Source organism: Hydrogenophaga taeniospiralis CCUG 15921 (assembly GCF_001592305.1).
Lineage (GTDB): Bacteria > Pseudomonadota > Gammaproteobacteria > Burkholderiales > Burkholderiaceae_C > Hydrogenophaga > Hydrogenophaga taeniospiralis.
Window position 1 is genome coordinate 363,589 of record NZ_BCWR01000001.1, and the last position, 21,946, is coordinate 385,534.

The 21,946-nt window shown below is 65.4% G+C and carries 25 protein-coding genes and 1 pseudogene; 9 read left to right on the forward strand and 17 right to left on the reverse strand.

The annotated features are described in order from the left end of the window. Window positions 1-35: 35 nt before the first annotated feature. The 7 genes from zwf to HTA01S_RS01700 all read left to right on the forward strand — a co-directional run bounded on the left by zwf (window position 36) and on the right by HTA01S_RS01700 (window position 7,374). On the forward strand, window positions 36-1,511 hold the full coding sequence (gene zwf, locus HTA01S_RS01670; RefSeq protein ID WP_068166820.1) for a glucose-6-phosphate dehydrogenase: 1,476 nt from the start codon (window positions 36-38) through the stop codon (window positions 1,509-1,511). Then, complete coding sequence (pgl, locus tag HTA01S_RS01675) at window positions 1,511-2,203, forward strand: 6-phosphogluconolactonase (protein WP_068166821.1); 693 nt, start codon at window positions 1,511-1,513, stop codon at window positions 2,201-2,203. Before zwf ends, pgl begins: the two co-directional genes overlap by 1 nt. 14 nt (window positions 2,204-2,217) lie before the next feature. After that, entirely contained in the window at window positions 2,218-4,056 is a 1,839-nt protein-coding gene (edd, locus tag HTA01S_RS01680; RefSeq protein WP_068166822.1) for a phosphogluconate dehydratase, read from the forward strand. A gap of 13 nt (window positions 4,057-4,069) precedes the next feature. Further along, the gene (locus tag HTA01S_RS01685) at window positions 4,070-4,705 is read left to right on the forward strand and encodes a bifunctional 4-hydroxy-2-oxoglutarate aldolase/2-dehydro-3-deoxy-phosphogluconate aldolase (protein ID WP_068166823.1); all 636 of its coding nucleotides are present in this window, start codon (window positions 4,070-4,072) and stop codon (window positions 4,703-4,705) included. A gap of 156 nt (window positions 4,706-4,861) precedes the next feature. After that, entirely contained in the window at window positions 4,862-6,466 is a 1,605-nt protein-coding gene (gene pgi / locus HTA01S_RS01690; protein WP_068166824.1) for a glucose-6-phosphate isomerase, read from the forward strand. Window positions 6,467-6,516: 50 nt separating this feature from the next. Further along, entirely contained in the window at window positions 6,517-6,978 is a 462-nt protein-coding gene (locus tag HTA01S_RS01695; RefSeq protein WP_068167113.1) for a low molecular weight protein-tyrosine-phosphatase, read from the forward strand. Between the two features lie 27 nt (window positions 6,979-7,005). Continuing rightward, entirely contained in the window at window positions 7,006-7,374 is a 369-nt protein-coding gene (locus tag HTA01S_RS01700; protein WP_068166825.1) for a methylglyoxal synthase, read from the forward strand. 38 nt (window positions 7,375-7,412) lie between these two features. Here HTA01S_RS01700 and HTA01S_RS01705 read toward each other — a convergent pair whose 3' ends face one another. From HTA01S_RS01705 to HTA01S_RS01765, 17 genes and pseudogenes are all read right to left on the reverse strand, one after another. Then, the gene (locus HTA01S_RS01705; RefSeq protein ID WP_068166826.1) at window positions 7,413-7,829 is read right to left on the reverse strand and encodes an ACT domain-containing protein; all 417 of its coding nucleotides are present in this window, start codon (window positions 7,827-7,829) and stop codon (window positions 7,413-7,415) included. Next, window positions 7,822-8,190, reverse strand: coding sequence for a DUF1801 domain-containing protein (locus tag HTA01S_RS01710; protein ID WP_068166827.1), 369 nt, complete (start codon window positions 8,188-8,190; stop codon window positions 7,822-7,824). The genes HTA01S_RS01705 and HTA01S_RS01710 overlap by 8 nt, the downstream gene beginning before the upstream one ends. 42 nt (window positions 8,191-8,232) lie before the next feature. Then, a complete protein-coding gene (locus tag HTA01S_RS01715; RefSeq protein WP_245637962.1) occupies window positions 8,233-8,589 on the reverse strand; it encodes a putative quinol monooxygenase in 357 nt (118 codons plus the stop codon). A gap of 130 nt (window positions 8,590-8,719) precedes the next feature. Continuing rightward, window positions 8,720-9,721 (reverse strand): esterase/lipase family protein, encoded by a 1,002-nt coding sequence (locus tag HTA01S_RS01720; protein ID WP_068166828.1) that lies wholly within the window; start codon window positions 9,719-9,721, stop codon window positions 8,720-8,722. A gap of 57 nt (window positions 9,722-9,778) precedes the next feature. Then, entirely contained in the window at window positions 9,779-10,330 is a 552-nt protein-coding gene (locus tag HTA01S_RS01725) for a DUF4256 domain-containing protein (RefSeq protein WP_245637963.1), read from the reverse strand. Between the two features lie 60 nt (window positions 10,331-10,390). Further along, entirely contained in the window at window positions 10,391-11,020 is a 630-nt protein-coding gene (locus HTA01S_RS01730; protein WP_068166829.1) for a dihydrofolate reductase family protein, read from the reverse strand. A 29-nt stretch (window positions 11,021-11,049) separates the two neighbouring features. Further along, on the reverse strand, window positions 11,050-11,262 hold the full coding sequence (locus HTA01S_RS01735) for a DUF4287 domain-containing protein (RefSeq protein ID WP_068166830.1): 213 nt from the start codon (window positions 11,260-11,262) through the stop codon (window positions 11,050-11,052). 271 nt (window positions 11,263-11,533) lie between these two features. Then, window positions 11,534-11,899, reverse strand: a complete 366-nt coding sequence (locus HTA01S_RS26230; RefSeq protein ID WP_157571927.1) for an ankyrin repeat domain-containing protein — start codon at window positions 11,897-11,899, stop codon at window positions 11,534-11,536. Window positions 11,900-11,972: 73 nt separating this feature from the next. Beyond that, window positions 11,973-12,962 carry a hypothetical protein gene (locus HTA01S_RS25050; RefSeq protein ID WP_157571928.1) on the reverse strand — a complete coding sequence of 330 codons (990 nt, stop codon included), beginning with the start codon at window positions 12,960-12,962 and terminating at the stop codon, window positions 11,973-11,975. Next, on the reverse strand, window positions 12,962-14,047 hold the full coding sequence (locus HTA01S_RS25055) for a hypothetical protein (protein ID WP_157571929.1): 1,086 nt from the start codon (window positions 14,045-14,047) through the stop codon (window positions 12,962-12,964). The genes HTA01S_RS25050 and HTA01S_RS25055 overlap by 1 nt, the downstream gene beginning before the upstream one ends. A gap of 171 nt (window positions 14,048-14,218) precedes the next feature. Next, entirely contained in the window at window positions 14,219-14,833 is a 615-nt protein-coding gene (locus HTA01S_RS01740; protein ID WP_068166831.1) for a hypothetical protein, read from the reverse strand. A 571-nt stretch (window positions 14,834-15,404) separates the two neighbouring features. Further along, entirely contained in the window at window positions 15,405-16,016 is a 612-nt protein-coding gene (locus HTA01S_RS25825; RefSeq protein ID WP_068167116.1) for an HD domain-containing protein, read from the reverse strand. Window positions 16,017-16,472: 456 nt separating this feature from the next. Continuing rightward, a pseudogene (locus HTA01S_RS26130) lies at window positions 16,473-16,706 on the reverse strand (VOC family protein); the annotation flags it as partial. After that, window positions 16,688-17,272: a nucleotidyltransferase family protein gene (locus tag HTA01S_RS01750; RefSeq protein WP_245637964.1), complete on the reverse strand. Its 585-nt coding sequence runs from the start codon at window positions 17,270-17,272 to the stop codon at window positions 16,688-16,690. The pseudogene HTA01S_RS26130 and the gene HTA01S_RS01750, both read right to left, overlap by 19 nt. A gap of 3 nt (window positions 17,273-17,275) precedes the next feature. Continuing rightward, window positions 17,276-18,067 (reverse strand): hypothetical protein, encoded by a 792-nt coding sequence (locus HTA01S_RS01755; RefSeq protein WP_068166832.1) that lies wholly within the window; start codon window positions 18,065-18,067, stop codon window positions 17,276-17,278. Window positions 18,068-18,089: 22 nt separating this feature from the next. Continuing rightward, window positions 18,090-19,448: an MATE family efflux transporter gene (locus HTA01S_RS01760; protein ID WP_068166833.1), complete on the reverse strand. Its 1,359-nt coding sequence runs from the start codon at window positions 19,446-19,448 to the stop codon at window positions 18,090-18,092. Window positions 19,449-19,587: 139 nt separating this feature from the next. Continuing rightward, a complete protein-coding gene (locus HTA01S_RS01765) occupies window positions 19,588-20,181 on the reverse strand; it encodes a TetR/AcrR family transcriptional regulator (RefSeq protein ID WP_068167118.1) in 594 nt (197 codons plus the stop codon). Between the two features lie 125 nt (window positions 20,182-20,306). On the opposite strand from HTA01S_RS01765, the gene HTA01S_RS01770 reads away from it, so the two are divergent. Both HTA01S_RS01770 and HTA01S_RS01775 read left to right on the forward strand, forming a co-directional pair. Beyond that, window positions 20,307-20,972, forward strand: a complete 666-nt coding sequence (locus tag HTA01S_RS01770) for a TetR/AcrR family transcriptional regulator (protein ID WP_068166834.1) — start codon at window positions 20,307-20,309, stop codon at window positions 20,970-20,972. After that, on the forward strand, window positions 20,969-21,946 hold the full coding sequence (locus tag HTA01S_RS01775; protein ID WP_068166835.1) for a Bug family tripartite tricarboxylate transporter substrate binding protein: 978 nt from the start codon (window positions 20,969-20,971) through the stop codon (window positions 21,944-21,946). The genes HTA01S_RS01770 and HTA01S_RS01775 overlap by 4 nt, the downstream gene beginning before the upstream one ends.

Genomic DNA, 21,946 nt, shown 5'->3' on the forward strand with positions numbered 1-21,946 from the left:
TAAAATCCCATCATTCGCGTAACTAAATTAGAGACATGACCACCTCCACGCCCCCCTCCGCCGCGGCTTCCCCACTCGATCTGGTGATCTTTGGCGGGGTGGGCGACCTCTCGGTGCGCAAGCTGCTGCCCGCGCTGTACATGGCGCACCTGCACAACAACCTGCCCGCGTCCACCCGCATCCACGCGCTGGGCCGCCAGCCCTGGGACCGCGCCGCCTTCGTCGAATTCATCCAGGAAAAAGTGCCCGGCTTCATCGAGGCCAAGGCCTACAACATGGCCTCGTGGCAGGGGTTCCTGGAGCGGCTGGACTATGTCGCCCTCGACGCCACGCAGGCGCCCGACTACGCCGCGCTCGGCGCCGCCCTGCAGCCCGGCTCGGACCGCGTGTACTACCTGGCCACCGCGCCCAGCCTGTTCGTGGGCATCTGCGCCAACCTGGCCGGTGCCGGCCTTATCGACGCGAACTCGCGCGTGGTGCTGGAAAAGCCGCTGGGCCACGACCTGGCCTCGGCGCGGCAGATCAACGACGACGTGGGCCAGTATTTCCAGGAACAGCAGATCTTCCGCATCGACCACTACCTGGGCAAGGAAACGGTGCAGAACCTGATGGTCCTGCGCTTCGGCAACACCATCTTCGAACCGCTCTGGCGCAGCCCCTACATCAAGAGCGTGCAGATCACTGTGGCCGAGAGCGTGGGCGTGGGCAGCCGCGCCGGCTTCTACGACGGCACTGGCGCCATGCGCGACATGGTGCAGAACCACTTGCTGCAGCTGCTGTGCATCGTGGCCATGGAGCCGCCGGTGTCGCTCGACCCCGACGCCGTGCGCGACGAAAAGCTCAAGGTGCTGCGCTCGCTGCGCCCCATGACCATGGCCGACGTGGCCAAGGACACCGTGCGCGGACAGTACACCGCGGGCGCGGCCAACGGCGGCGCCGCCCTGGGCTACCTGCAGGAAGCCAACGTCCCGCCCCACAGCAGCACCGAAACCTTCGTGGCCCTCAAGGCCCACATCAACAACTGGCGCTGGGCCAACGTGCCCATCTTCCTGCGCACCGGCAAGCGCATGGCGGCGCGCCAGTCCGAGATCGTGATCGAGTTCGCCGACCTGCCCTTCACCATCTTCCAGGACTCGCCGCGCCAGTCGGTCAACCGCCTGATGATCCGCCTGCAGCCGGAAGAACACATCCAGCTGCAGATGATGGCCAAGGAGCCCGGCAGCGGCATGCGCCTGCGCCCGGTGAGCCTGAACCTCGACCTGGAAACCGCCTTCTCCGAGCGCCGCGCCGAAGCCTACGAGCGCCTGCTGATCGACGTCATCAAAGGCCGCCTCACGCACTTCATGCGCCGCGACGAACTGGAAGCCGCCTGGAGCTGGGTTGAGCCCATCATCAACGGCTGGCAACAGCTCAACGAAAAGCCCAAGTCGTACACAGCGGGCAGCTGGGGGCCGGCGGCGTCTTCCGCCTTGATGGCGCGCGAAGGCTCTTCCTGGGTAGAGGAGTCCTGATGGCGGTAACCGAACACCCCAACGCCCCCCCCGCGGCCCTCGCGGAGCACATCGCCAACGCCCTGCGCAGCGCCATCGCCGCGCGCGGCAAGGCCAGCCTCGCGGTGTCGGGCGGCAAGTCGCCCATTCCCATGTTTGAAGCCCTGTGCGAGCAGGACCTGGACTGGGCGAAAGTGACCGTCGTGCTGGTGGACGAGCGGGTGGTCCCGCGCGACCACGCCGACAGCAACACCGCCCTGGTGGCCCGCCACCTGCTGCAAGGCCGCGCCTCGGCTGCCCGCTTCGTGCCGTTCTTCCGCGAACTCGCGCCGAAGTTCAATGCCGAAGTGCTGGACGCGCTGGTGCGCGACGCCGAAGAACGCATCGCCGCCCTGCCCTGGCCGCTGGACGTGGCCGTGCTCGGCATGGGCGAAGACGCGCACACCGCTTCGCTGTTCCCCGCCGCGCCCGGCTACGCGCGAGCCATCGCCACCGATCAGCGCCTGGCCTGGGTGGTGCCCGACACTGCGCCGCATGCGCGCATCAGCTTCACCCTCAGCGCCCTGCTGGCCGCGCGTGAGCTGGTGCTGTCCATCGCTGGCGAGAACAAGCTCGCCGTCTACCGCCGAGCCGCCCAACAGGCGGACGCGGCACTTCCGATCTCGCTGGTGATCAACCAGACCCAGACCCCCGTGAGCGTCTGGATGACATGAACAGGAAACGCCTCATGAACACAACCCCCCTGCACCCCACCATCGCCCACGTGACCGAGCGCATCGCCCAGCGCAGCGCTGCCACCCGCGCCACCTACCTCGCCAGCATGGCCGCGCAGCGCAAGACCGGCACGCAGCGCAGCGGCATGGGCTGCGCCAACATGGCGCACACCACGGCCGCCCTGCCTGCCAACGACAAGCTCAAGATCCACGCCGAGCGCGCGCCACACGTGGGCATCGTCACCGCCTACAACGACATGCTCTCGGCCCACCAGCCCTACGAGCACTACCCCGAACGGTTGCGCGAGTACGCGCACGCCCTGGGCGTGACCGCGCAGGTGGCCGGCGGCGTGCCCGCCATGTGCGACGGCGTCACGCAGGGCGCCGCGGGCATGGAGCTCTCGCTGTTCTCGCGCGACGTGATCGCGCTGGCCACCTCGGTGGCGCTGTCGCACAACGTGTTCGACGCCGCGCTCTTCCTCGGCATCTGCGACAAGATCGTGCCCGGCCTGTTCATGGGCGCGGCGCAGTTCGGCCACCTGAGCGCGGTCTTCGTACCCGCCGGCCCCATGACCTCGGGCCTCTCCAACGACGCCAAGGCCAAGGTGCGCCAGCAGTACGCGCAGGGCCTGGTGGGCCGTGAGGCGCTGCTGGAGAGCGAGGCCCAGGCCTACCACAGCCCCGGCACCTGCACCTTCTACGGCACCGCCAACAGCAACCAGATGCTCATGGAGATCATGGGCCTGCACCTGCCCGGCGCGTCGTTCGTGAACCCCGGCACGCCGCTGCGCGACGCCCTCACCCAGGCCGCGATGCAGCGCGCCGTGGCCAACACCGGCCGCACCGGCGAGCCCGCGGTCTGCCTGGCCGACATCCTGAGCGTCAACACCATCGTCAACGGCATCATCGGCCTGCTCGCCACCGGCGGCTCGACCAACCACACCATCCACCTCGTGGCCATGGCGCGCGCCGCCGGCGTGCTGATCGACTGGGACGACTTCGCCGAACTCTCCGCCGTGGTGCCACTGCTGGCGCGCGTCTACCCCAATGGCAGCGCCGACGTGAACCACTTCCACGCCGCCGGCGGCATGGGCTTCCTGATGCACGAACTGCTCACCCACGGCCTGCTGCACGCCAACGTCATGACGGTGATGGGCGCGGGCCTCACGGCCTACGTCAACGAACCCTGGCTGGACGACGGTGCCCTCGCCTGGCGCCCGGTGCCCACCACCAGCGGCGACACCAGCGTGCTGCGCCCGGTGGCCGAACCCTTCAGCGCCGACGGCGGCCTGCGCCTGCTCAAGGGCAACCTGGGGCGCAGCGTGGTCAAGGTGTCGGCCGTGAAGCCCGAGCACCGTGTGGTGCGTGCCCAGGCCGTGGTGGTGAGCGACCAGCAAGATCTGCTGGCCCTGTTCAACAACGGCCAGATCAACAAGGACCTGATCGCCGTGGTGCGATACCAGGGCCCGCGCGCCAACGGCATGCCCGAGCTGCACAAGCTCACGCCGCCGCTGGCCGTGCTGCAGGACAAAGGCTTCAAGGTGGCCCTGGTCACCGACGGCCGCATGAGCGGCGCCTCGGGCAAGGTGCCCGCCGCCATCCACCTCAGCCCCGAAGCCCTGGCCGACGGCCCGATTGCCCGCGTGATGGACGGCGACTGGATCACGCTGGACTGCGAGCGCGGCGTGCTAGAGCTGGAAGTGGACGCCGCCACACTGGCCGCGCGCAACATCCACCATCCCGACCTGAGCCACAACGCCCACGGCACCGGCCGTGAACTGTTTGGCCTGTTCCGCGCGCACGCGAGCACTGCGGAATCCGGCGCCTCTCCCTTGTTTGGCGACCGCCCCTGAACTGGACACCCCCATGACCACCACCTGTTTCTCCCGCCCCGCCTTCACCTCCCGCGTCGTGCCCGTCATCGTGCTCAGCGACCCGGCCCACGCCGTGCCGCTGGCCCACGCCCTGCTTGAAGGCGGTATCGACGTGATGGAAATCACCCTGCGTTCCGACGCCGCGCTCGCCAGCATCGAAGCCGTGGCCAAGGCCGTGCCGCAGATGCACACCGGCGCCGGCACGGTGACCCGCGTGGCCGAAGTGCAGCGCGTGATCGACGCGGGCGCCAGCTTCGCGCTCTCGCCCGGCTGCACCGACGAACTGGTCGAAGCCGTCAAAGCCGCCAGGCTGCCCTTCATCCCCGGCGTGATGACGCCCGGCGAGGTGATGCACCGGCGCGAACAGGGCTTCACGCTGATGAAGCTGTTCCCCGCGCAGCAGGCCGGCGGCCTGGGCATGCTCAAGGCGCTGGGCGCGCCCATCCCCGACGTGATGTTCTGTCCCACCGGCGGCGTGAGCCCCGAGAACCTGAAAGACTTCCTGAAGCTGCCCAACGTGGCCATGGCCGGCGGCTCCTGGCTCACGCCGGCCGACGCGCTGGCCGCGGGCGACTGGAAGCGCATCACGCAGTTGGCGCGCGAAGCCACCGCGCTGGCGGCGGGGTAGGTTCCCCCCGCGCCGCTTGCGTCACCCCCAGGGGGCGATGCCAGCGGCCCGGCGAGGCCGGTTCTGCGGCATCCTGGCCCGTCTCGCACCTCCGCTGCCACGTCGAAAACCCCACTGGCGAGCATGCGAAACTCAAACCATTCAAAGGGATCGCACATGACCAACCCCACCCAATTCCCCGCCTGGCAACAGCTCGCCGCCCTCGCCGCCGAACCCCAGCCCCACCTGCGCGAACGCCTCGCCGCCCCCGGGCGCGAGCAGATGCAGGTCGCCGCCAGCGGCACCGGCATCCAGATCGACTTCAGCCGCCAGGCGCTGGACGGCGCCGTGTGGGCCGCGCTGATGGACCTGGCCCGCCAGGCCGGCGTGGAAGCCCAGCGCGACGCCATGTTCCGCGGCGACACCATCAACACCAGCGAGCAGCGCGCCGTCTTGCACGTGGCGCTGCGCGGCACACCCGGCGCCACCGGCAACGATGCGCCCTGGGGTGCGGACATCCAGCAGCAGGTGCAGGCCGAGCTGGACCGCGTCTGCGCCTTCGCCGACCGTGTGCGTGCCGGTGAAGTCAAAGGCAGCACCGGCCTGGCCATCACAGACGTGGTGAACATCGGCATCGGCGGCTCCGACCTCGGCCCACGCATGGCGGCCGACGCGCTGGCCCCGTGGTGCAGCGACGGCCACCACGCCCAGGGCCCGGGCGTGCGCGTGCACTTCGTCAGCAACCCCGACGCCTGGGCGCTGCACAGCACGCTGCGCGGCCTGAACCCGCTCACCACGCTCATCATCGTGGCCAGCAAGACCTTCACCACGCAAGAAACCATGACCAACGCCGCCTCCGCGCGTGGCTGGCTGGAAGACGCGGGCATCACCGGCGCGGCGCAAAGCCCGCACCTGGTCGCCATCACCGCCGCGCCGCAGAAGTCCGGCGCCGCCGGCTACCCCGCCGAACACACCTTCACCTTCTGGGACTGGGTGGGCGGCCGGTACTCGGTGTGGTCCGCGCTCGGCCTGCCGCTGGCGCTGGCCATCGGCTCGTCCGCGTTCCGCGAATTCCTGGCCGGCGGCCAGGCCATGGACACGCACTTCCGCAGCGCCCCGCTGGCGCAGAACCTGCCCATCGTCCTGGCCCTGAGCGGCGTGTGGAACCGCAACTTCCTGCACTGCCCCACCCAGCTACTCTCGTGTTACCCCAGCCGCCTGGTGCGCTTCGCGCCCTTCGTGCAGCAGATGGACATGGAAAGCAACGGCAAACGCACCCGCAAAGACGGCCAGCCCTGCGACACCGACACCGGCCCCATCCTCTGGGGCGGCCTGGGCATCGACGGGCAACACGCCTACTTCCAGCTGCTGCACCAGGGCACGCACCGCGTGCCGGTGGAATTCATCGGCGTGCAGAGCGAAGACACCCCCCTGCCCCTGGCCGCCGAACACCACCGCGTGGTGAACCTCAACCTGCGCGCCCAGGCCCAGGCCCTGGCCGTGGGCCGCAACGCAGCCGACACCCTGGCCGCCCTGCAGGCCGAAGGGCTGAGCGCCGAACAGGCGGAAGTCTTCGTGAGCCAGCGCGCCTTCAAGGGCGACGTGCCCAGCAGCACCATCTGGCTCGACGCGCTCACCCCGCGCAGCCTGGGCGCGCTGATCGCGCTGTACGAGCACAAGGTGTTCACCCAGGCCGCCATCTGGGGCATCAACGCCTACGACCAATGGGGCGTGGAGCTGGGCAAGACCATGGCCAAGGCCATGGAGAAAGCCGGCCAGTGAGCGCTCCAGAGAAGCCCGCCGCGCCGCCCGTGCGCGTGCTCTTTGTCTGCATGGGCAACATCTGCCGCAGCCCCAGCGCGCACGGCGTGTTTCGCCACTGCGTTCGCCAGGCGGGCCTGGAGGAACACATCACCGTCGTCTCCGCCGGCACCCACGGCTACCACGTGGGCGCCCCGCCCGACGAACGCAGCCAGGCCCACGCCGCCCGGCGCGGCTACGACCTGTCGGACCTGCGCGCCAGCCGCCTGAGCGCCAGCGACTGCGCCGCCGCCGACCACGTCTTGGTGATGGACGAAGCCAACCTGCGCGACACCCTGGACCTGTGCCCGCCCGAACACGCCCACAAGGTGCGCCTGCTCACCCAGCACAGCCGCCGCGTGAACTCGCCCGACGTGCCCGACCCGTATTACGGCGGCGCGGCCGGCTTCGAGCACGTGCTCGACATCATCGAAGACGCCTGCGCCGAACTGCTGGAGCACCTGCGGCAGCAGCACGGCCTGCCCACCCGCTGACGAAACAACGAACCCGAGCCGCCCACCATGAGAATCGCCCTCGTCGCCCACGACATGAAAAAGAACGACATGGTGGCCCTGGCCACCGAGTTCGCGCCGCTGCTGCGACAACACACGCTCATGGCCACCGGCACCACCGGCGCCCGCCTGCAGGCGGAAGCGGGCCTCAACGTGGAACGCCTGCTCAGCGGCCCGCTCGGCGGCGACCTGCAGATCGGCGCGCGGCTGTCCATGGGCGAGGTGGACGCCGTGGTCTTCCTGCGCGACCCCATGACCGCCCAGCCCCACGAACCCGACATCAGCGCGCTGCTGCGTGCCTGCGACGTGCACAACGTGCCGTGTGCGACGAACGTGGCGACGGCGCGGTTCCTGCTGGACGATCTGGCGCGGCGCTGAAGGCCGTTGCCAGGCGAGGCAAGCTCTTGGCCGAAGGCCTACCCGGCACCCTGGCCGCTGCGCCGCTGAAGCTGCTGCAAGGCGGCCAGTGCTTCGCCCCCCGACTCGACGGGCACAAAGATGTGGTCGTGAAACGCCGCGGCCACGACGTTGCAGCTGATGTGGGCCAGGGCCAGCGCGGCGGCGACGGCGGCCGTGAGCCCCACGGCCTGGAGATCGGAATGCACCGTGAGCGTGATCCACGCGGCGCGGAACAACACGGGCAGCCCCGCCTTCAGCGCCCGCTGTTCCTCCACGATGAGCGTGAGGCCTTCGGCTTCCCGAAACGTGGCGATCGGCTCCAGCGAGCGGGTGTCGGTGTCTGGCGGCACGGAAGCAAAGACGTAGACCCCCTCGTTCAGCGAGGGCTGCATGGTTTGAAGCAGCTCAGCGAGGTTCGAGACGGGGTTACTCATGACGGGCGAGTGTAGAAGCCTCCGTGGCCAGACGAACAGCGGTTTCCTGGAGGAACGGCGTGCCCTCTTTCAGCTCCAGGGTGGCCATCTGGTACTTCCCGCCTGGCCTCAGGCGGGGCTCGATGTGCCGCAGGCGCTGACCTTTCCAGAAACCAAACAACACGCGGGTGGGTTCCGCCCGAATGAGCAGCACCGGGCCATGGGCGAAGTAGACGATGTGGCCCCACTTCAGCCGCTCTTCCAGCTCGGGTGCGGCGCTGCGAACCACCGAGCGCAAGGCCTGTGCATAGCTTTGTTGCCAGCCGCCGAGACAAGCCATGTACTCATCGGGATTCGTCGCCGACGTCAGAACCATCTTCATCTTGTTGCCCTCTGTTTCAACGATGGGGGCGCCCGCAAGGGTTTAGGCCACTTTGGACCACATGGGCGTGAGCGCCGTGACTTGGGGAGGACCGACCAGCAAAGGCTCCACGTCTTTCAGATACGCGGCGTAGGTGCTCGTTTTCAGGAAGTCTTGGGACGCTTCAGCGCTCGAGTATTGCTGGAATGCGCAGATGGAATCGGGGTCTGCATTGTCGAAGCAGTAGAAGTAAGCGGTATGGCCCGGGTTGGCCGCAATGGCTGGGGCCATGTGCTTCTCCCAGACCTTTCGAACTTCCTCGCGTTGGCCAGGCTGCGTCTTGTGTTTGATGATGAGAGCAAGTGCGGTGGTCATCGAGATCCTTTCGGTGTTGGTGGACCCGGTCTTCTGAATGGCCATGGCGTTGCCACTTCAGATCGCGGCCCGCCATCTTCTCTGCGTCCAGCCACCACGTCGTATCCACCTTGAAATAACCACGTCGCATGAACCGGTTCAGCCGCTTGTTGTGCGGTGGCTCATGAACAGAGCATCAACGGGAGACCGCCGGCCTGCGCAAGGCATCCGACTGCAGGCCATACGCCACCGCCAACATCCGCTCAAACGCTTCCCTGCGGCTGGCGGCTACGAGGCGCAGCACCCCCTTGTCTTGCAGTACCGTGATCAGCTTGGTCGGCGCCCGCAGCTTGTCGCCCACGATCTCCACGTGGCCGGCCTGCACCTGCACGCGGTCCACTGCGGCGCCGGTTTCGACCCGTGCATTGCGTTGCTCGGCCAACGAGAAAATGTCATCGCTTTCCAGGCAACGGCCGTTGGCTTCGCGGCGGCAAGTGCCCTCTTCAGCGGTGTCTATCTTCAGGTAGTTGACCCCCGCCAGCAGCTGACCGGGCTCGGTGATGAAGTCTGACGAAAACGTGATGTCTTTCCACTTTGGGCCGGTGAAGATGTGGCAGCTCAGCGGCAACAGGCCCAGCGTCAGAGGGTAGAGCCAGTTCTTGCCACAGGTGCTGGCCGCGTCGATGCCGGAGAACGGACCGGAGATGGTCACCAGCCGCCAGTTCACAGCCTGGGGGGCTGGCAATGACGGTGCCGGCTCCACTGCATCGGTCAGCGCTCTGCGTGCGATCAGTGCGCCCTGGCTGTGACCGACGACGGTGACGGGTGGGCCGCCAGACAGCGCGGTGAGTTGCGTGGCGGCGCTGCGCAGGGCACCCGCGCTGTCGTCGAGCGCCGCGCGGTCGTCGTAGGTGAAGCAGGCCGATTGCTGGCCCTGGAAGGCCAGCACCTGTGCCAGCGCACGGAACTGGCCCGAAGATCCGAAACAGCCGTGGACCAGCACGGTGACCGGCTCGCCCGCTTTCAGGTGCAGGCTGCGGTCCGGGTTGTCGGTGCAGGGGCCCAGGCCGGCAATACTGAGCGTGACGTCGGGCGGCGGTAGGCGACCCGGCTCCAGGTCAGGCGCGACGATGGGGTCGTAAGACGCACAGCCGACCAACAGGCAGGCAGACATCAACAGCTGGGCGACTTTTATCATGTCTCGGGAGGATAGTTCAGAAACCTGGCCAACGCCGGGCGGTCGGCACGCCAAGACTCAGACCCGCAGCCAACCCCGAAAACCCCTGGCCGCGTAGTACGACTGCACGCCGTTGTGATAGATGAACACCCGGCCGTAGCGCCGGTCACCAAACAGGGCCCCACCGAGCGCCCGGACCTCCGGCGGCGTCTGGAGCCAGCTGGACGTCTTCAAGTCAAACTCACCGTGCGCCTGCAGCGCCCGGTACTGCTCCTCCGTCAGCAGCTCAATGCCCATCGCAGCGGCCATCTCGGCCGCGCTGCTCTCGGGCCTGTTTTCCTTCCTGGCGGCACGCGCTTCGGCGTCGAAACAGGTGCTTCTGCGCCCCGTGGGGCTTTCCGGGGAACAGTCGCAGAAAACGATGTGACCGGAATCCGTGGCCTCCCCCAGAACGTCCGGCTCGCCGCCCGTGGCCTCCATCGCTTGCAACGATTTCAGCGCATCGGGATGGCCTTCGAGCCTGGCGCGCACGTCTGACCAAGCCGCCCCGGCATGCCGGTGCATGTGTTTCTCGAAGCGGGTCTGGAGCAGTTGGAGCAATGCTTCGGTTTCTGTGGTCTTCATGGTCATGGCGCTTTCATGATTGATGGCAGTGAATTGTGTTGCTGTGCTTCGGTGGTTTGGCCGCCCTCACTGGCGCACATAGCGCAAGTGTGTGGCGGCTGGTCCATCAAGAACCCTGTCGATGCGAAACTGTGGCCCCGGGTCGCGCAGGTTCTCGAAGAGACGCCGCCCGCTGCCGAACAACACCGGTGCCAAGGCGATTTCCAGCTCGTCGACGACACCCAGGTTCAGATACTGCTGGATCACGTCCGCCCCACCCGCGATACGAACATCACGGCTACCTGCGGCTTCCCGCGCCAGCTCCAGGGCACGCGCCGGCCCGTCATTGATGAAGTGAAACGTCGTCCCACCGGGGCGCACCCAAGGTTCGCGTTTCTCGTGGGTCAGCACGTAGACCGGCGTGTGAAACGGCGCCTCTTCTGGCCAGGCGACCTCGCCCTGGTCGAACATGCGCTTGCCCATGACGTTGGCACCGATGCGCTCCGTGGTGCTGCGAAGCAGGTCATTGACCGGGCCGGTCTCGCCCCCTGGCCCGAGCTTGAGGTTCTCTCGGAAATATTGTTGATTGATGACCCAGGCCATCAGCGCACCCCACTTGGCGCCCCAGTTCTTGTATTCAGGCTTGCCCATGGTCATGCCTTCCGGTGCCATGTAGCCATCGAGGCTCAGCCCAATGTTGACGAATACTTTGCTCATGGTGTTCCTCTCGCAAGCGAGCTTGCTGCCTACTTCTTTTGTGCCACAAACCACGCGACCAGCGCATTGGCGTGGCCGTGCCCCAGCTGATGCTCGGCCTTCAGATGGCCGACGAGTTCCATGTGCTTGAGCGGCCCGGCTTTCTCAAGGACTTGCATCCAGTGGGCAATGGGTTTGCCGTACTTCTTCTCGATGGATGGAAAGTAGGAAGCCGGACCTTTGATGGGTTCTTGAGCAGACATTTGAATTCCTTTCAGTCGTTGCTGCGAGTGAGGGGGAGCGCATTCGGTGACGTGCTCCCCTTCAACGACGATCCAAGGGATTGAGTTTCGACAGGCGAGTACAAGTTTTTTTCCAGGGCCTGCACGGCAAGACTCAAGTGTCGGGCGGGTATCAGCCATGAACCGCCGTTGCTATGTCGGCGAAGCAGTCATCCAACGCGAAGATGAACGGACCATCAACACTCGCGGCGAAGCCGCCTCCTGCAGTTGCACGTCCGTGTCGATTGACAAGTTAACCTGCATCGTTGAAGACCTTCAATACCGGAGCGTACCCTTCCTCCTCTGCCGAGTCACAGGGAGTTCTGCCAGTAGAGTTTTGAATGTCGGCTCGGGCTCCGCGCTGCAACAAGGTCCGGACTGCTGCATGTTGCCGCGAGGAGACTGCCTCGTGAAGCGGCGTGGCGCCTTGGAAATCCGCAGCGTCTATGTCAGCTCCAGCAGCAAGAAGCACGTCGATTCCAGCGACATCGCCCAGTGCAGCCATCCAATGCAATGGAGTCTGCCCAGAGGCTCCGCGACTCGTGACGCTCATTACTTGAACTCCACTGAATTCAGCCAGCGCAGCAGCGTCATCTAGGGCTTCGGCCAGTGTCAGCATGTGGGTTAACCCGAAGGTCACCGGCGCTGCGCGGCTTTATCACGCAGCGTCCGGTGGACCGTAGGGTTGGACGTCACTTTCCGGTCTTAAATAGATGATGAATCCTCGTGTCTATCATCCTTTGCCGTATTAGTAGCGGGCAAATCTCATCCGGTATGTGTTCGGCTGCCGCCCTAAGTCGCTTGTTGCCAGCGATGTAATCAAAGACCTTCGCAGTAAGCTTTTCGACTTGACACTCGACAGCAATTTTTGCTAGCAACGAGTAGAAGATAACGTCGCCGCCAACTAGCGCAGTTACTTCAAATGCGATCTTGGGGTTGAACACAAGATGTTTAACCGGTAGAGGGATATCTGAGTACTCCGATGTCCTTGAGTCGAATCCAATTTTTGAGTAATCGTAGCTCTTGATCCAAGTCACTATCAGCGGCACGTAGTAGCGACTTACCCGCCGCGAGCCATGGCTCATGAGCATGTATGTCTTTAGTAAATTATTAAGCGCTGGCAAATGTTCCTCTGGAATTCGAATATCCCGGATTACGATAGGCTTCTTGGTTGCGTCAGTCGGAAAATAGGCTGAAGTAGTCGTATTGACTTCAAGCCACTTTTCATCACTGACACTCCCGTGGACTTGAATTGCAACCCCTTTGAGATTCTTTTCGAGCAACGCTGGATAGACAAATGCCTTCGGAAACCAATAGCCATGCAGCTTTCGCTTACGATCTGCGACTATTTCTTTGCTTTGTTTTGGAAGGGCTGCAAACTCGAAATGATCACGCTCCCCTTGAGAAATAGCACCCTTCAAGAAGATGTTGTAATCCCAAAGCACGTACTGTAGCCGCGCAAGATACGAACCAAGTCGGTCAAGGCTTGAGCTGTTGGCGAAAGCGCAATCACTGAAGGCAAAGACTTCATCGCTCTTGTCAAGATGTCGGTCTACGGCATCGCACAACGCCAAGCGAAAACGACGCAATTGATCGTAATAGGAGTCTCCATCGCCAAGACTCGCGTCGCCTATTCCGAGAAGATCAACATAGGCTACGAAATTTTGTGTATCGACAGCCATCATTCCTCTCCCACATAGAATGGAAATACGCTAATATACCGCTCATGCAACAAGATTGCCGCTTGTCGAGCAACTTTATCACGTTGGTAGATAATCCAACGTTGCGTCCGAAAGTGGGCTTTTGATGTATGAAAGAAGGTGCTTAGTTCGACAACTTTTGCCTTGCTATCAGCTTCACGAGTTAAGAAGTAGAGACAATAGTGACCAGTGGCTAGCTGACCGATGTCGCGGGCTAACTTCGCGATAGAAAGCTGACCGCCATTTACGTGCGAGCGGGCTATCCGCTCAGCAATATGCTCTCTTTCGCAAGGGATCGGTAAATTAGCCGTCTGCTTGGCGAACGAGGCAAAATTTGACCATAGAGCAACATACGATGTTAGGTCTAGATCGCTGTTTGCCGAGCGATTTCTGGGGGTCACTGTTCGTGCGAATGCCGCGAGCGGGAAATAACGATTACCTTCTCCTGAACCATAAGCAGCATGGCCAATCAGATTGTTTTTTTGCGCGAACTGCGCTTTAACGCTTGCCACGACCTGGGCGCTCAAGTGATCTCGTATGCCTGTCCACGGCTGAGCCCTTGCATGAATCATTGCCATATCAAGTAAGACATCATGGAGCAGGAAAGGCAATGTGGGTACCGAAGACTTAACCACAGCAAGCATCCCGCCGTTGTCTGACCGCTCCAATTTTGGAATCTGGTTTCCATCTATCGATATACCAATTAGGTGAGATATGCCATGACCATCTAGCTCAATGGTCGTCGTGTTATCAATAAGCTCATCCAGATGAAGCGTTACGCGAACTTCCGACTTGTTTCCCTCAAAAGCGGAGATTGTGTGTGACGGGGTGACCTCACATATAGGAACCCAGTCCCACTCCGGGGACAAGATAGGAAGCAAGACTCCATGGTCTTTTCGTAGCGACTGCGCTGTATGTAAAACTTCATCGATCCCTTCTCGGATTTTCCGCTTTACGTCTTCCAGCAACGGTCGCCGTTCATGTTCTGATGCCCCAACCAAGATTCGCCGCGTAATCTTGAGGTGTGGTTTTTTTAGGGCAAATCTCTGATCCTTCTTTGCGCTCATACGTCCTCCCCGATAATTGTTAAGAACTGATACCACTCAGTCATATCCCAATCAACTCTCCTACCCCATTCTTGCAAAATAGTCAAAATTGCAAATGCACTCGCTTGTGACGTCAAACGTTTGAACTCAGCGGCCGCCAGGGGCTGTCCGCTGGAATGATGGATTGAGCCTTTAGGCGCGTTCATTCCAAGAGCGCCTAATACGCCAAGCATAAAATTTTATGATAAGCAGTGTAATTTTTCTTGGGTAGTCGCCATTTCGATAGCAATAGATAATTTCTCGATCAATCAACTTTCTGATTTCATCTGCCAGCTTAAGCATGGCACTTGCAAGCTCGATGTTGTCTCTCAGTCGTTTTACCCAATCAGCCACTCGCGCTATGGCCGATAGTCCCTCGTCTAAGCCATAAAGCTTGTAGCGGTAAACGGTCTTTGCTTTTTGTAGATGCTTTTTATTGTTATCTATTCGATCTTTGTATTGCTGGATTGATCTCTCAAGAGAGGGATCGTTTTTGTGCGCTGTTAGCTGAAACTTCTTAACCAGGATATCGGCCGTGGCGAGAATCTCATGCATATTCTCACCAATGCCGATCATGCCATCCTCTAGAAGCTTTCTAATTGCCTCTTGCCTCTTGATTCTTTCATCAATCTTCTTCGCTTGGATTGCGCCAAGAAGGCTGAACATAGCGGTTAATGAGGTCGTCGCCAGGGCACCTAAACCAGCCATCACAAGAAACGCATCCTTGTTCTTTATGAAGAAGTCGAGTGTTGTCTGTTCAAGAATCATGCGTGGCTCGCCTTAGTAGAAAAGGCCCGACGAACAGCGTTTATCAGCCGCGAAACGACGTGTGAAGCAAGCATGGGATCCCTTTGCGGCTGATAAACCTTGTTGAACTGAACCGCGCGAAGCGGCGGCATGGTCTTCTTCTTCTGGATAAGCAGTGTAAGTTTTAACTGCTGAAGCGGGCAATGACAGATGCCGACTTACTGGCCGATTGTGTGCGGCTCTCCACGCTCGTGTGTCTGCGTGTGAGTCCAACGCGGCGGTGCAGCGTCGCTGCGACAACCCTGATCGTGCACGTGCACTGGCTCACACCCACCAATGCGCATGATGGCCCAGAGCCCGCGCTGAGTGGTGTCCTCCCATCCTTCATCGCGGCTTGGTGTCACCCCGCGCTCATGGCGGCCTTCGACAGACAGCGGCACGGTGCGGGGCTATCACTGCCTGCGGTGCCAGCTATTGCACCAGACGCAGCCGCCCCATGCGGCAATGAGGGCAGGTGTTGATCTCCAGAGCCGCCACCCGGCACATGAAGGCTTGGGCTGTAGTCTGCCCTGGCTCGCAACCAGCCCTTCACCTACACAGCGCTTCGCAGGTTCTCCCGCGCCTGCCCCTCAGGCCGTTCCCGAAACCGCTCGGTCCCAAAGATCGTTGACCGCGCCAGAAACCCCGCCAGCACTTCCTTTCGTTTGCGCCGGTAGAGCCAGCTCGGCACCCAGCGGTATTCGGCGCGCACCTGGGCGTCGTATTCGGCAAAGCGCACCGGCTCGGCGCCGAGGATGGCGAGGTCGATGTCCACCAGCAGGCGGGCGTCGGGGTCGGTCGGTTCGGCGTCGTGGCAGGTGGCCATGATGAGCGCGCGCACCCGCTGCTGCACCGCGCTGCCCGCGCCAGCCTGGGCTAGGGCTTCGGTGGCCCAGTCGGCGCTGCGGGCTTCGTTGTCTTTGCCCTGCGGGTCGTACACCGCGTCGTGGAACCAGAGCGCGAGCTCGACTTCGCCGGGGTGTTGCGCCAGGCACAGCGCGGGTTCCAGCAGGGCCAGGCATTCGCGCAGGTGCTGCTGCGTGTGGTAGTGGCGCTGCGGTTCGGCCCAGGCGTCCAGCAGGCGCTGCATCAGGCCATCCGGCGCGGTCAGGCCGAGGGCGGCCCAGGCGCGTTGCCATGATCGCGCGGGCAGCGTTTCGTCGATGAGCGAGACGCGCCAGCGCCCGAGGCCGGTGGAGGCGAGGTCCAGCGTGTGGGTGTGCTGCCCCTGCGCATCGGCCAACGCGAGGCGCAGGCAGTGGCGGCCGTCTTGCCGCGCGGTGATGCACAGCGGGCTGCTGGCGGACGCCACAGTGCGCAGCAGCGAAGCCGCAGCGGCGCGTGGCGGCAGGCCGATGTCCACCCACAGCACCTCGCCCCAGCCGCCGCTTTGTTGCAGGGTGCCGCGCCGCGCGGAAGGCCATTCGACGGGCCGCTCGTGGCCGGGCGAGACGAAGACCATGGGCAACGCCGGGTCGTCGCTGGCTGTCGCCACCGGGATGGCCATGCCCGCTGACAGGTACGGCGGCCGGTAGTCCCAGGTGGGCACGCCCGCGCTGGCGAGGTCGCCGCGAAACGCCATGCCGAACGGGCAGGCGCCCAGCGGGCGCCACTGGCTGCGCTCCCACAGGCGGGTGCGCGCGATGGCCGGGCTGCGGGCTTCGGCTTCGCTGGTGAGCCAGAGCAACTCCAGGTACAGGTTGTCGAACGCAAAGCACACGTTGGCCGTGCCCTGCCCGGGGTGCGCGCGGCGGTAGGTCTCTTGCAGGCCCATGCGTTGCAGGGCGTCGATCTCGGGCCCGCCGGGCTCGATGCACACGAAGAGGTGGTCGATGCTCAAACGATGCTCAGCCACGGCCAGCGTTCCTGGTAGCTGCGCGCCTTGTCGCGAAACATGGCGGGCTGCGCAAAGCGCGGATTCATGCGCAGGATGCCGCGTTGCAGTTCGTCCAGCCCGTTGGGCGCGTACAGGGCGCGGCTGCGGGTGTCGATGCCCACGCAGGTGCAGGCGATGAGGTAGCGGTCGATGCCGTCGGTGGTGCGGGTGAGCTGGGGGTAGTCGGCCTGGAAGCGGTTGCGATACCACAGGTGCACGCGCGCCTGGTTCTTCACTTCCACGGCCACGCGCAGGTCGGCGGTGAGCGCCTGCACGGCGCGGATCACGCGGTCTTCGGCCTCCCACGAGAGGTCGGTGGCGTCGAAGTAGAAAACGTCGTAGTCCTTCACGCCCCAGTCGGGCGCCCGGCCGGTCTGCCGGTTCCACACGGCCTGAAACAGGCAGCCGGCGGTCAGGTGACACTGGGGCAGGCGCAGGCTGTCCAGCCGCTGCAACAGTTCGGCGTTGACGGGGTTGCTGAGCGCTTGCGCGATCAAGGATGCGGGGGTCAGCTCGCTGGCCTGGGGCATGCCGGTGTGGCCCATGGCTCAGGCGGCGCCGGCGGGAGCCCCAGGGGCGCCGTGCGGCAGCAGGGCTTTGGCGGCTTCAATGCGCAGGGACAGCGCCACGGTGGGGTCGTTCATGACGTCGAGCAGGAAGCGCTGGGGGTCCTGGTACGGGCCGGCCAGCGCGGCGTGGGTGGCGCTGGGCGTGGCCTGCGGGGATGCGGCCGCGCCGCTCGCGGGCACGGCCGTGGTGGCGGCGGGTTGCGCTGCGGGCCGCAGCAGCGCCAGCGCGGTTTGAAATGCGTCCAGCGGGGTGCTGACGAGGCGGCTCAACAACTCGGCCTGGGCGTCGTTGCCAGGCTGGAAGTCGAGCGACGGGTCGTCGCCAAACACGGCGGCCAGATCCGGCGCGACGAAGGCGGACCACTGGCCGGTGGCGGCCTGCAGCGCGGGAATCCACGCGGCGGGTGGCGCGTCGCCCGCGCCGGCCGGCAGCGTGCGCAGCCGCTTGGGCGCGAGCTCGGGCAGGTAGCGCTGGCGCAGGCCCTGCAGAAAGGCGGCGGCCTCGGCCACCGACACGGGCTGGGCCAGTGAAAACCAGAGCTCGAAGGCGTCCACGCCATTGACGGCGATGGCCGGCGCGGGCAGAGCCAGATCGGCCTGCACGCCGCGCCAGACGGGCGAGAGGCTGGCCCAGTCGGCCGGGTGGCCGAGCGCCAGCACCATGGTGCGCGTGCGACCGTCGCTGTCGATGAAGCGCGGGGGCGCGGTGTCGTCCACCCCGACGCCGGGGGGCAGGTACAGGCGTTGGTACTCGGTGTGCAGTCGGGTCATGCGGGCATGTTACCCGCCGACATCAGCGCGCCCAGCTCCCCATGCGGATCGCGATGGCGAGGGTGGAACCGTAGACGACCAGGCTGAGTGCGACGACGGCAAAGAGGCCGCTCGCAGGAGTCTGGAACACGTGCACGCAGAGCCAGCCGCCGACCACCAGGATCACGAGGCGGCCCATGCTGCCCGCCAGCGGCCAGAACATGCGGCCTGCCCCCTGCGACGCAAAGAACAGCGCAAGGCCGAGCCCGAAAAAGGCGTAGCAGCCGCCCACGATGTTGAGGTAGGTGGCGCCCACCGCCAGCACGTCGGCATCGGTGGTGAAGAGACCCATCCACAACGCCGGTGCGATGGCCGTGGCCAGGCCGATGGCACCTGTGATCGCGGCCACCAGCGCGCCGCCGGCCCAGGCCACGCGCACCGCGCGCACCGTCTGCCCCGCGCCCATGTTGGTGGCCACCATCGCGGTCAGCGCGGTGCCGAAGCCGAAGGCGATCGGCACCAGGATGTATTCGAGCCGCGCCGCCACGCCGTAGCCCGCGAGCGCGGCCGTGCCGTAGCTGCCGACGAAGGCCGTGGTCACGGCGATGGAGGCGTTGCTGATCACCGGGCTCAACGAAGCGGGCAGGCCCACGCGCAGGATGTCGCGCAGCAGCGGCAGGTGCAGGCGCCAGGGCGAGGCCCGCAGTTGCACGGCGCCATCGCGGCGCCACAGGTGGGCCGCCATCACCAGCGTGGCGACGGCATTCACGGCCAGCGTGCTGGCGGCCGCGCCGGCCATGCCCAGGCCAGCCACCGGCCCCCAGCCGAACACCAGCAGCGGGCACAACGCCAGGTGCAGCAGCGCCGTGCCCAGCAGCATCAGCGAGGGCAGCACCATGTTGCCCGCGCCGCGCACCACGGCGGCCAGCACGTTGGTGGACCAGATGAGCAGCGCGCCGCTGAACAGCACGTTCGAATACACGAGCGCGGCTTCGAGCGCGGCGCCGCGCCCGCCCATGGTGCCAAAGATGCCGCGCCCGAAACCGAGCATGACCAGCATGAACAACCCCGCCAGCAGGGCGGCGAGGAGCAGCGCCTGCTGCGCCAGGCGGCTGGCGTCCTGGCTGCGCCCGGCGCCCAGGGCCCGCGCCACGGCGGCGGTGGTCGCGCCGCCGATGCCGCCCGCCGACATCTGCAGCATCAGCATGGACAGCGGGAACACCAGCGCGATGCCGGCGAGCGCGTCGGGCCCCAGCCGGCCGAGGATGTAGCCGTCGTAGCCGATCACGATCGTGGTCGCGAACAGGCCCATCACGTTGGGCGTGGCCAGACGCAGCAGCGTGGGCAGCAGCGGCGCGTGCAGCATCTGCTGCACGCGGGCCTGGGCGATGGTTGCGGTCATGGGGTGTCTCCGTGTGTTGCACTGCGGTGCGGGCTGGCTTGGGAACGGCCCGGTGCGGCGCTCATTTTTATGACGACCGTCATATTTCTGATCAAGCCGAAAGGAATGCCCTGGCGGGCGGGTGCATGGCGGACATGGCTCAGGCCGCCGGTGGGGGAGCGTCGTAGCGCGCCAGCAAGGCGTTGCGGTTGGCGGCCAGCAAGGCCCGGCCTTCGGCGTTGTCACCCAGGGCCCGCGCGAGCTGCAGCGCGCCCACCATCTGGCTGGCGATGGCGGCGGCGCTGTCGGGCGCCGTGTCGGCAGGCAGGGTTTGTGCGACCAGCGCCACCAGGCTGCGCACGCGCTGCACGGCCGCGGCACGCACGTCGGCCGACTGGCGCGGCATCTCTGACACCAGCGCCGCCACCGCGCACCCGTTTTCGGTGCCGCTCAGGTGGCGGTCCGAGAGATAGCTGTCAACGAGCGCGCGGAACGGGCTGGCGCCGCGCCCCTGGCGCAGGGCATGGCCCTGGCTCAGGCGCTCGGCGCTTTGCCGCCCGGCATGGGCCAGGGCCTCGACCAGCAGCGCGTCGCGCGACGGGAAGTGGGCGTAGAAGCCGCCGTGCGTCAGGCCGGCCTCTTTCATGATGTCGGCCACGCCGACCCCAGCGAAGCCAGCGCGCCGGATCGCCCGCGCCGCGGTGTCGACGATGCGTTCATGGGTCAGGGCCTTGCGGCCGGGTGCGGTTGCCATGGCGGCATTGTAGCCAAGCATATGACGATCATCATATTTTCCATCCACCACCGCGAAGGGGGTTTTGCACCAAGTGAAGGGGAAACCCCAATACACATTACACACGTAATGCATATTCTTTCTTCATGACCACCGACACCCCCACGCCCGCCAAGACGCGCAACCGAGCCCACCACGCCGAACGCAGCGAAGCCACGCGCGCGCAGCTGATCCGGGCCGCCATCCAGGTGGTGCGCGACAAGGGTTACCAGGGTGCTTCGGTGTTTGAAGTGGCCAAGGCCGCCGGCCTCACGCCGGGGGCGTTTCAGCACCACTTCGGGACCAAGTCGGTGCTGATGATGCGGGTGGTGGACGAACTGGTGGCGGCCAGCGACTACAACGCGCCCGGGTGGCCGGCGGCCGAGCTGCCCCTGGGCGAGCGCGCCCGGCAGACGCTGCAACTGCTGTGGCAACGCATCTACGAGCCCGAGCGTTTTCTGGTGGCCTGGCAGGTCTACATGGGCTGCGGCGCCGACCCCGAGATCACGCGCTACATCGCCGGCCTGCGCCAGACGCAGCAGGACCAGCTCCGCCAGCGTTTCCTCACCGTGTTTCCCGAGCTGTCGGCCTCGCCCGACACCCCGGCCCTGATCGATCTCGTGATGTCCACCCTGCGCGGCATGGGCCTGGTGCGCCTGTTCGGCCCGGCCGACGCGGCCATGGCGGCCCAGCTGGACCAGTTGGCCGGCCTGCTGGTGCAACGCTGCGAGCGCCTGGCTCCCCCACCCACCCCCCGAAGGAAAGCCCCATGAAGCTGATCACGTTCACACGGCGCACCGCGCGCCTGGCCGCCGCCCTGCTGGCCCTGCCGCTGCTGGCGCACGCCGCCTACCCTGAAAAGATCGTCACCCTGGTGGTGCCCTACCCGCCCGGCGGCGCCACCGACACCATCGCCCGCAAGCTCATGGAGCCGCTGGGCAAACGCCTGGGGCAAAACGTGATCGTGGAAAACCGCCCGGGTGCGGGCACCGCCATCGGCGCCACGCTGGTGGCCAAGGCGCCGGCCGACGGCTACACGCTGCTGATCTCGTCGAACACCACCTTCACGGTGAACGCCGCGATCAAGCGCCAGCTGCCCTACGACCCGCAGAAGGGCTTCGAGTCCATCGGCACCATCGGCAGCTCGCCGCTGGTGCTGCTGGCCAACCCCAAGGTGGCGGCGAGCAACCTGCCCGAACTGCTGGCCCTGGCCAAACGCGAGCCCAGCGGGCTGAACTTCGGCTCTTTCGGCAACGGCACCACCGCGCACCTGGCCGGCGAAATGCTCAAGGTGATGGCCGGCGCCAACCTGGTGCACATTGCCTACAAGGGCAGCGCCCCGGCCATGACGGACCTGATCGGCGGGCAGATCCCGCTGAGCTTCGACACCAACGTGGCCGCCATGCCGCAGATGGCCGCGGGCAAGGTGAAGGCGCTGGCGGTCACGTCCAAGAAACGCTCGCCACAGATGCCCACCGTGCCCACCATCGCCGAGGCTGGTTTCCCCGACTACGAGATGGTGCCGTGGATCGCGATCGTCGCGCCGCGTGGCCTGCCCGAGCCGGTGCGTGCGGCCCTGGGCAAGGCGCTGGCCGACACGGTGAAAGACCCGGCCACCCGGGCCGAGCTGGAGAAGATCGGCGTGGAAGTGGCCTACGAGCCAGGCAGCACCTACGACACGCGCGTGGCGCGCGAACTGCCGCTGCTGCGCGCCTACGTGCACAAGGCCAACATCCCCCTGGAGTGA

Coding starts and splice junctions, on each gene's coding strand:
- zwf (WP_068166820.1), top strand. CDS start 36: ATGACCACCTCCACGCCCCCCTCCGCCGCGGCTTCCCCACTCGATCTG.
- pgl (WP_068166821.1), top strand. CDS start 1,511: ATGGCGGTAACCGAACACCCCAACGCCCCCCCCGCGGCCCTCGCGGAG.
- edd (WP_068166822.1), top strand. CDS start 2,218: ATGAACACAACCCCCCTGCACCCCACCATCGCCCACGTGACCGAGCGC.
- HTA01S_RS01685 (WP_068166823.1), top strand. CDS start 4,070: ATGACCACCACCTGTTTCTCCCGCCCCGCCTTCACCTCCCGCGTCGTG.
- pgi (WP_068166824.1), top strand. CDS start 4,862: ATGACCAACCCCACCCAATTCCCCGCCTGGCAACAGCTCGCCGCCCTC.
- HTA01S_RS01695 (WP_068167113.1), top strand. CDS start 6,517: ATGGGCAACATCTGCCGCAGCCCCAGCGCGCACGGCGTGTTTCGCCAC.
- HTA01S_RS01700 (WP_068166825.1), top strand. CDS start 7,006: ATGAGAATCGCCCTCGTCGCCCACGACATGAAAAAGAACGACATGGTG.
- HTA01S_RS01705 (WP_068166826.1), bottom strand. CDS start 7,829: ATGAGTAACCCCGTCTCGAACCTCGCTGAGCTGCTTCAAACCATGCAG.
- HTA01S_RS01710 (WP_068166827.1), bottom strand. CDS start 8,190: ATGAAGATGGTTCTGACGTCGGCGACGAATCCCGATGAGTACATGGCT.
- HTA01S_RS01715 (WP_245637962.1), bottom strand. CDS start 8,589: ATGGCCATTCAGAAGACCGGGTCCACCAACACCGAAAGGATCTCGATG.
- HTA01S_RS01720 (WP_068166828.1), bottom strand. CDS start 9,721: ATGATAAAAGTCGCCCAGCTGTTGATGTCTGCCTGCCTGTTGGTCGGC.
- HTA01S_RS01725 (WP_245637963.1), bottom strand. CDS start 10,330: ATGACCATGAAGACCACAGAAACCGAAGCATTGCTCCAACTGCTCCAG.
- HTA01S_RS01730 (WP_068166829.1), bottom strand. CDS start 11,020: ATGAGCAAAGTATTCGTCAACATTGGGCTGAGCCTCGATGGCTACATG.
- HTA01S_RS01735 (WP_068166830.1), bottom strand. CDS start 11,262: ATGTCTGCTCAAGAACCCATCAAAGGTCCGGCTTCCTACTTTCCATCC.
- HTA01S_RS26230 (WP_157571927.1), bottom strand. CDS start 11,899: ATGCTGACACTGGCCGAAGCCCTAGATGACGCTGCTGCGCTGGCTGAA.
- HTA01S_RS25050 (WP_157571928.1), bottom strand. CDS start 12,962: ATGGCTGTCGATACACAAAATTTCGTAGCCTATGTTGATCTTCTCGGA.
- HTA01S_RS25055 (WP_157571929.1), bottom strand. CDS start 14,047: ATGAGCGCAAAGAAGGATCAGAGATTTGCCCTAAAAAAACCACACCTC.
- HTA01S_RS01740 (WP_068166831.1), bottom strand. CDS start 14,833: ATGATTCTTGAACAGACAACACTCGACTTCTTCATAAAGAACAAGGAT.
- HTA01S_RS01750 (WP_245637964.1), bottom strand. CDS start 17,272: ATGGGCCACACCGGCATGCCCCAGGCCAGCGAGCTGACCCCCGCATCC.
- HTA01S_RS01755 (WP_068166832.1), bottom strand. CDS start 18,067: ATGACCCGACTGCACACCGAGTACCAACGCCTGTACCTGCCCCCCGGC.
- HTA01S_RS01760 (WP_068166833.1), bottom strand. CDS start 19,448: ATGACCGCAACCATCGCCCAGGCCCGCGTGCAGCAGATGCTGCACGCG.
- HTA01S_RS01765 (WP_068167118.1), bottom strand. CDS start 20,181: ATGGCAACCGCACCCGGCCGCAAGGCCCTGACCCATGAACGCATCGTC.
- HTA01S_RS01770 (WP_068166834.1), top strand. CDS start 20,307: ATGACCACCGACACCCCCACGCCCGCCAAGACGCGCAACCGAGCCCAC.
- HTA01S_RS01775 (WP_068166835.1), top strand. CDS start 20,969: ATGAAGCTGATCACGTTCACACGGCGCACCGCGCGCCTGGCCGCCGCC.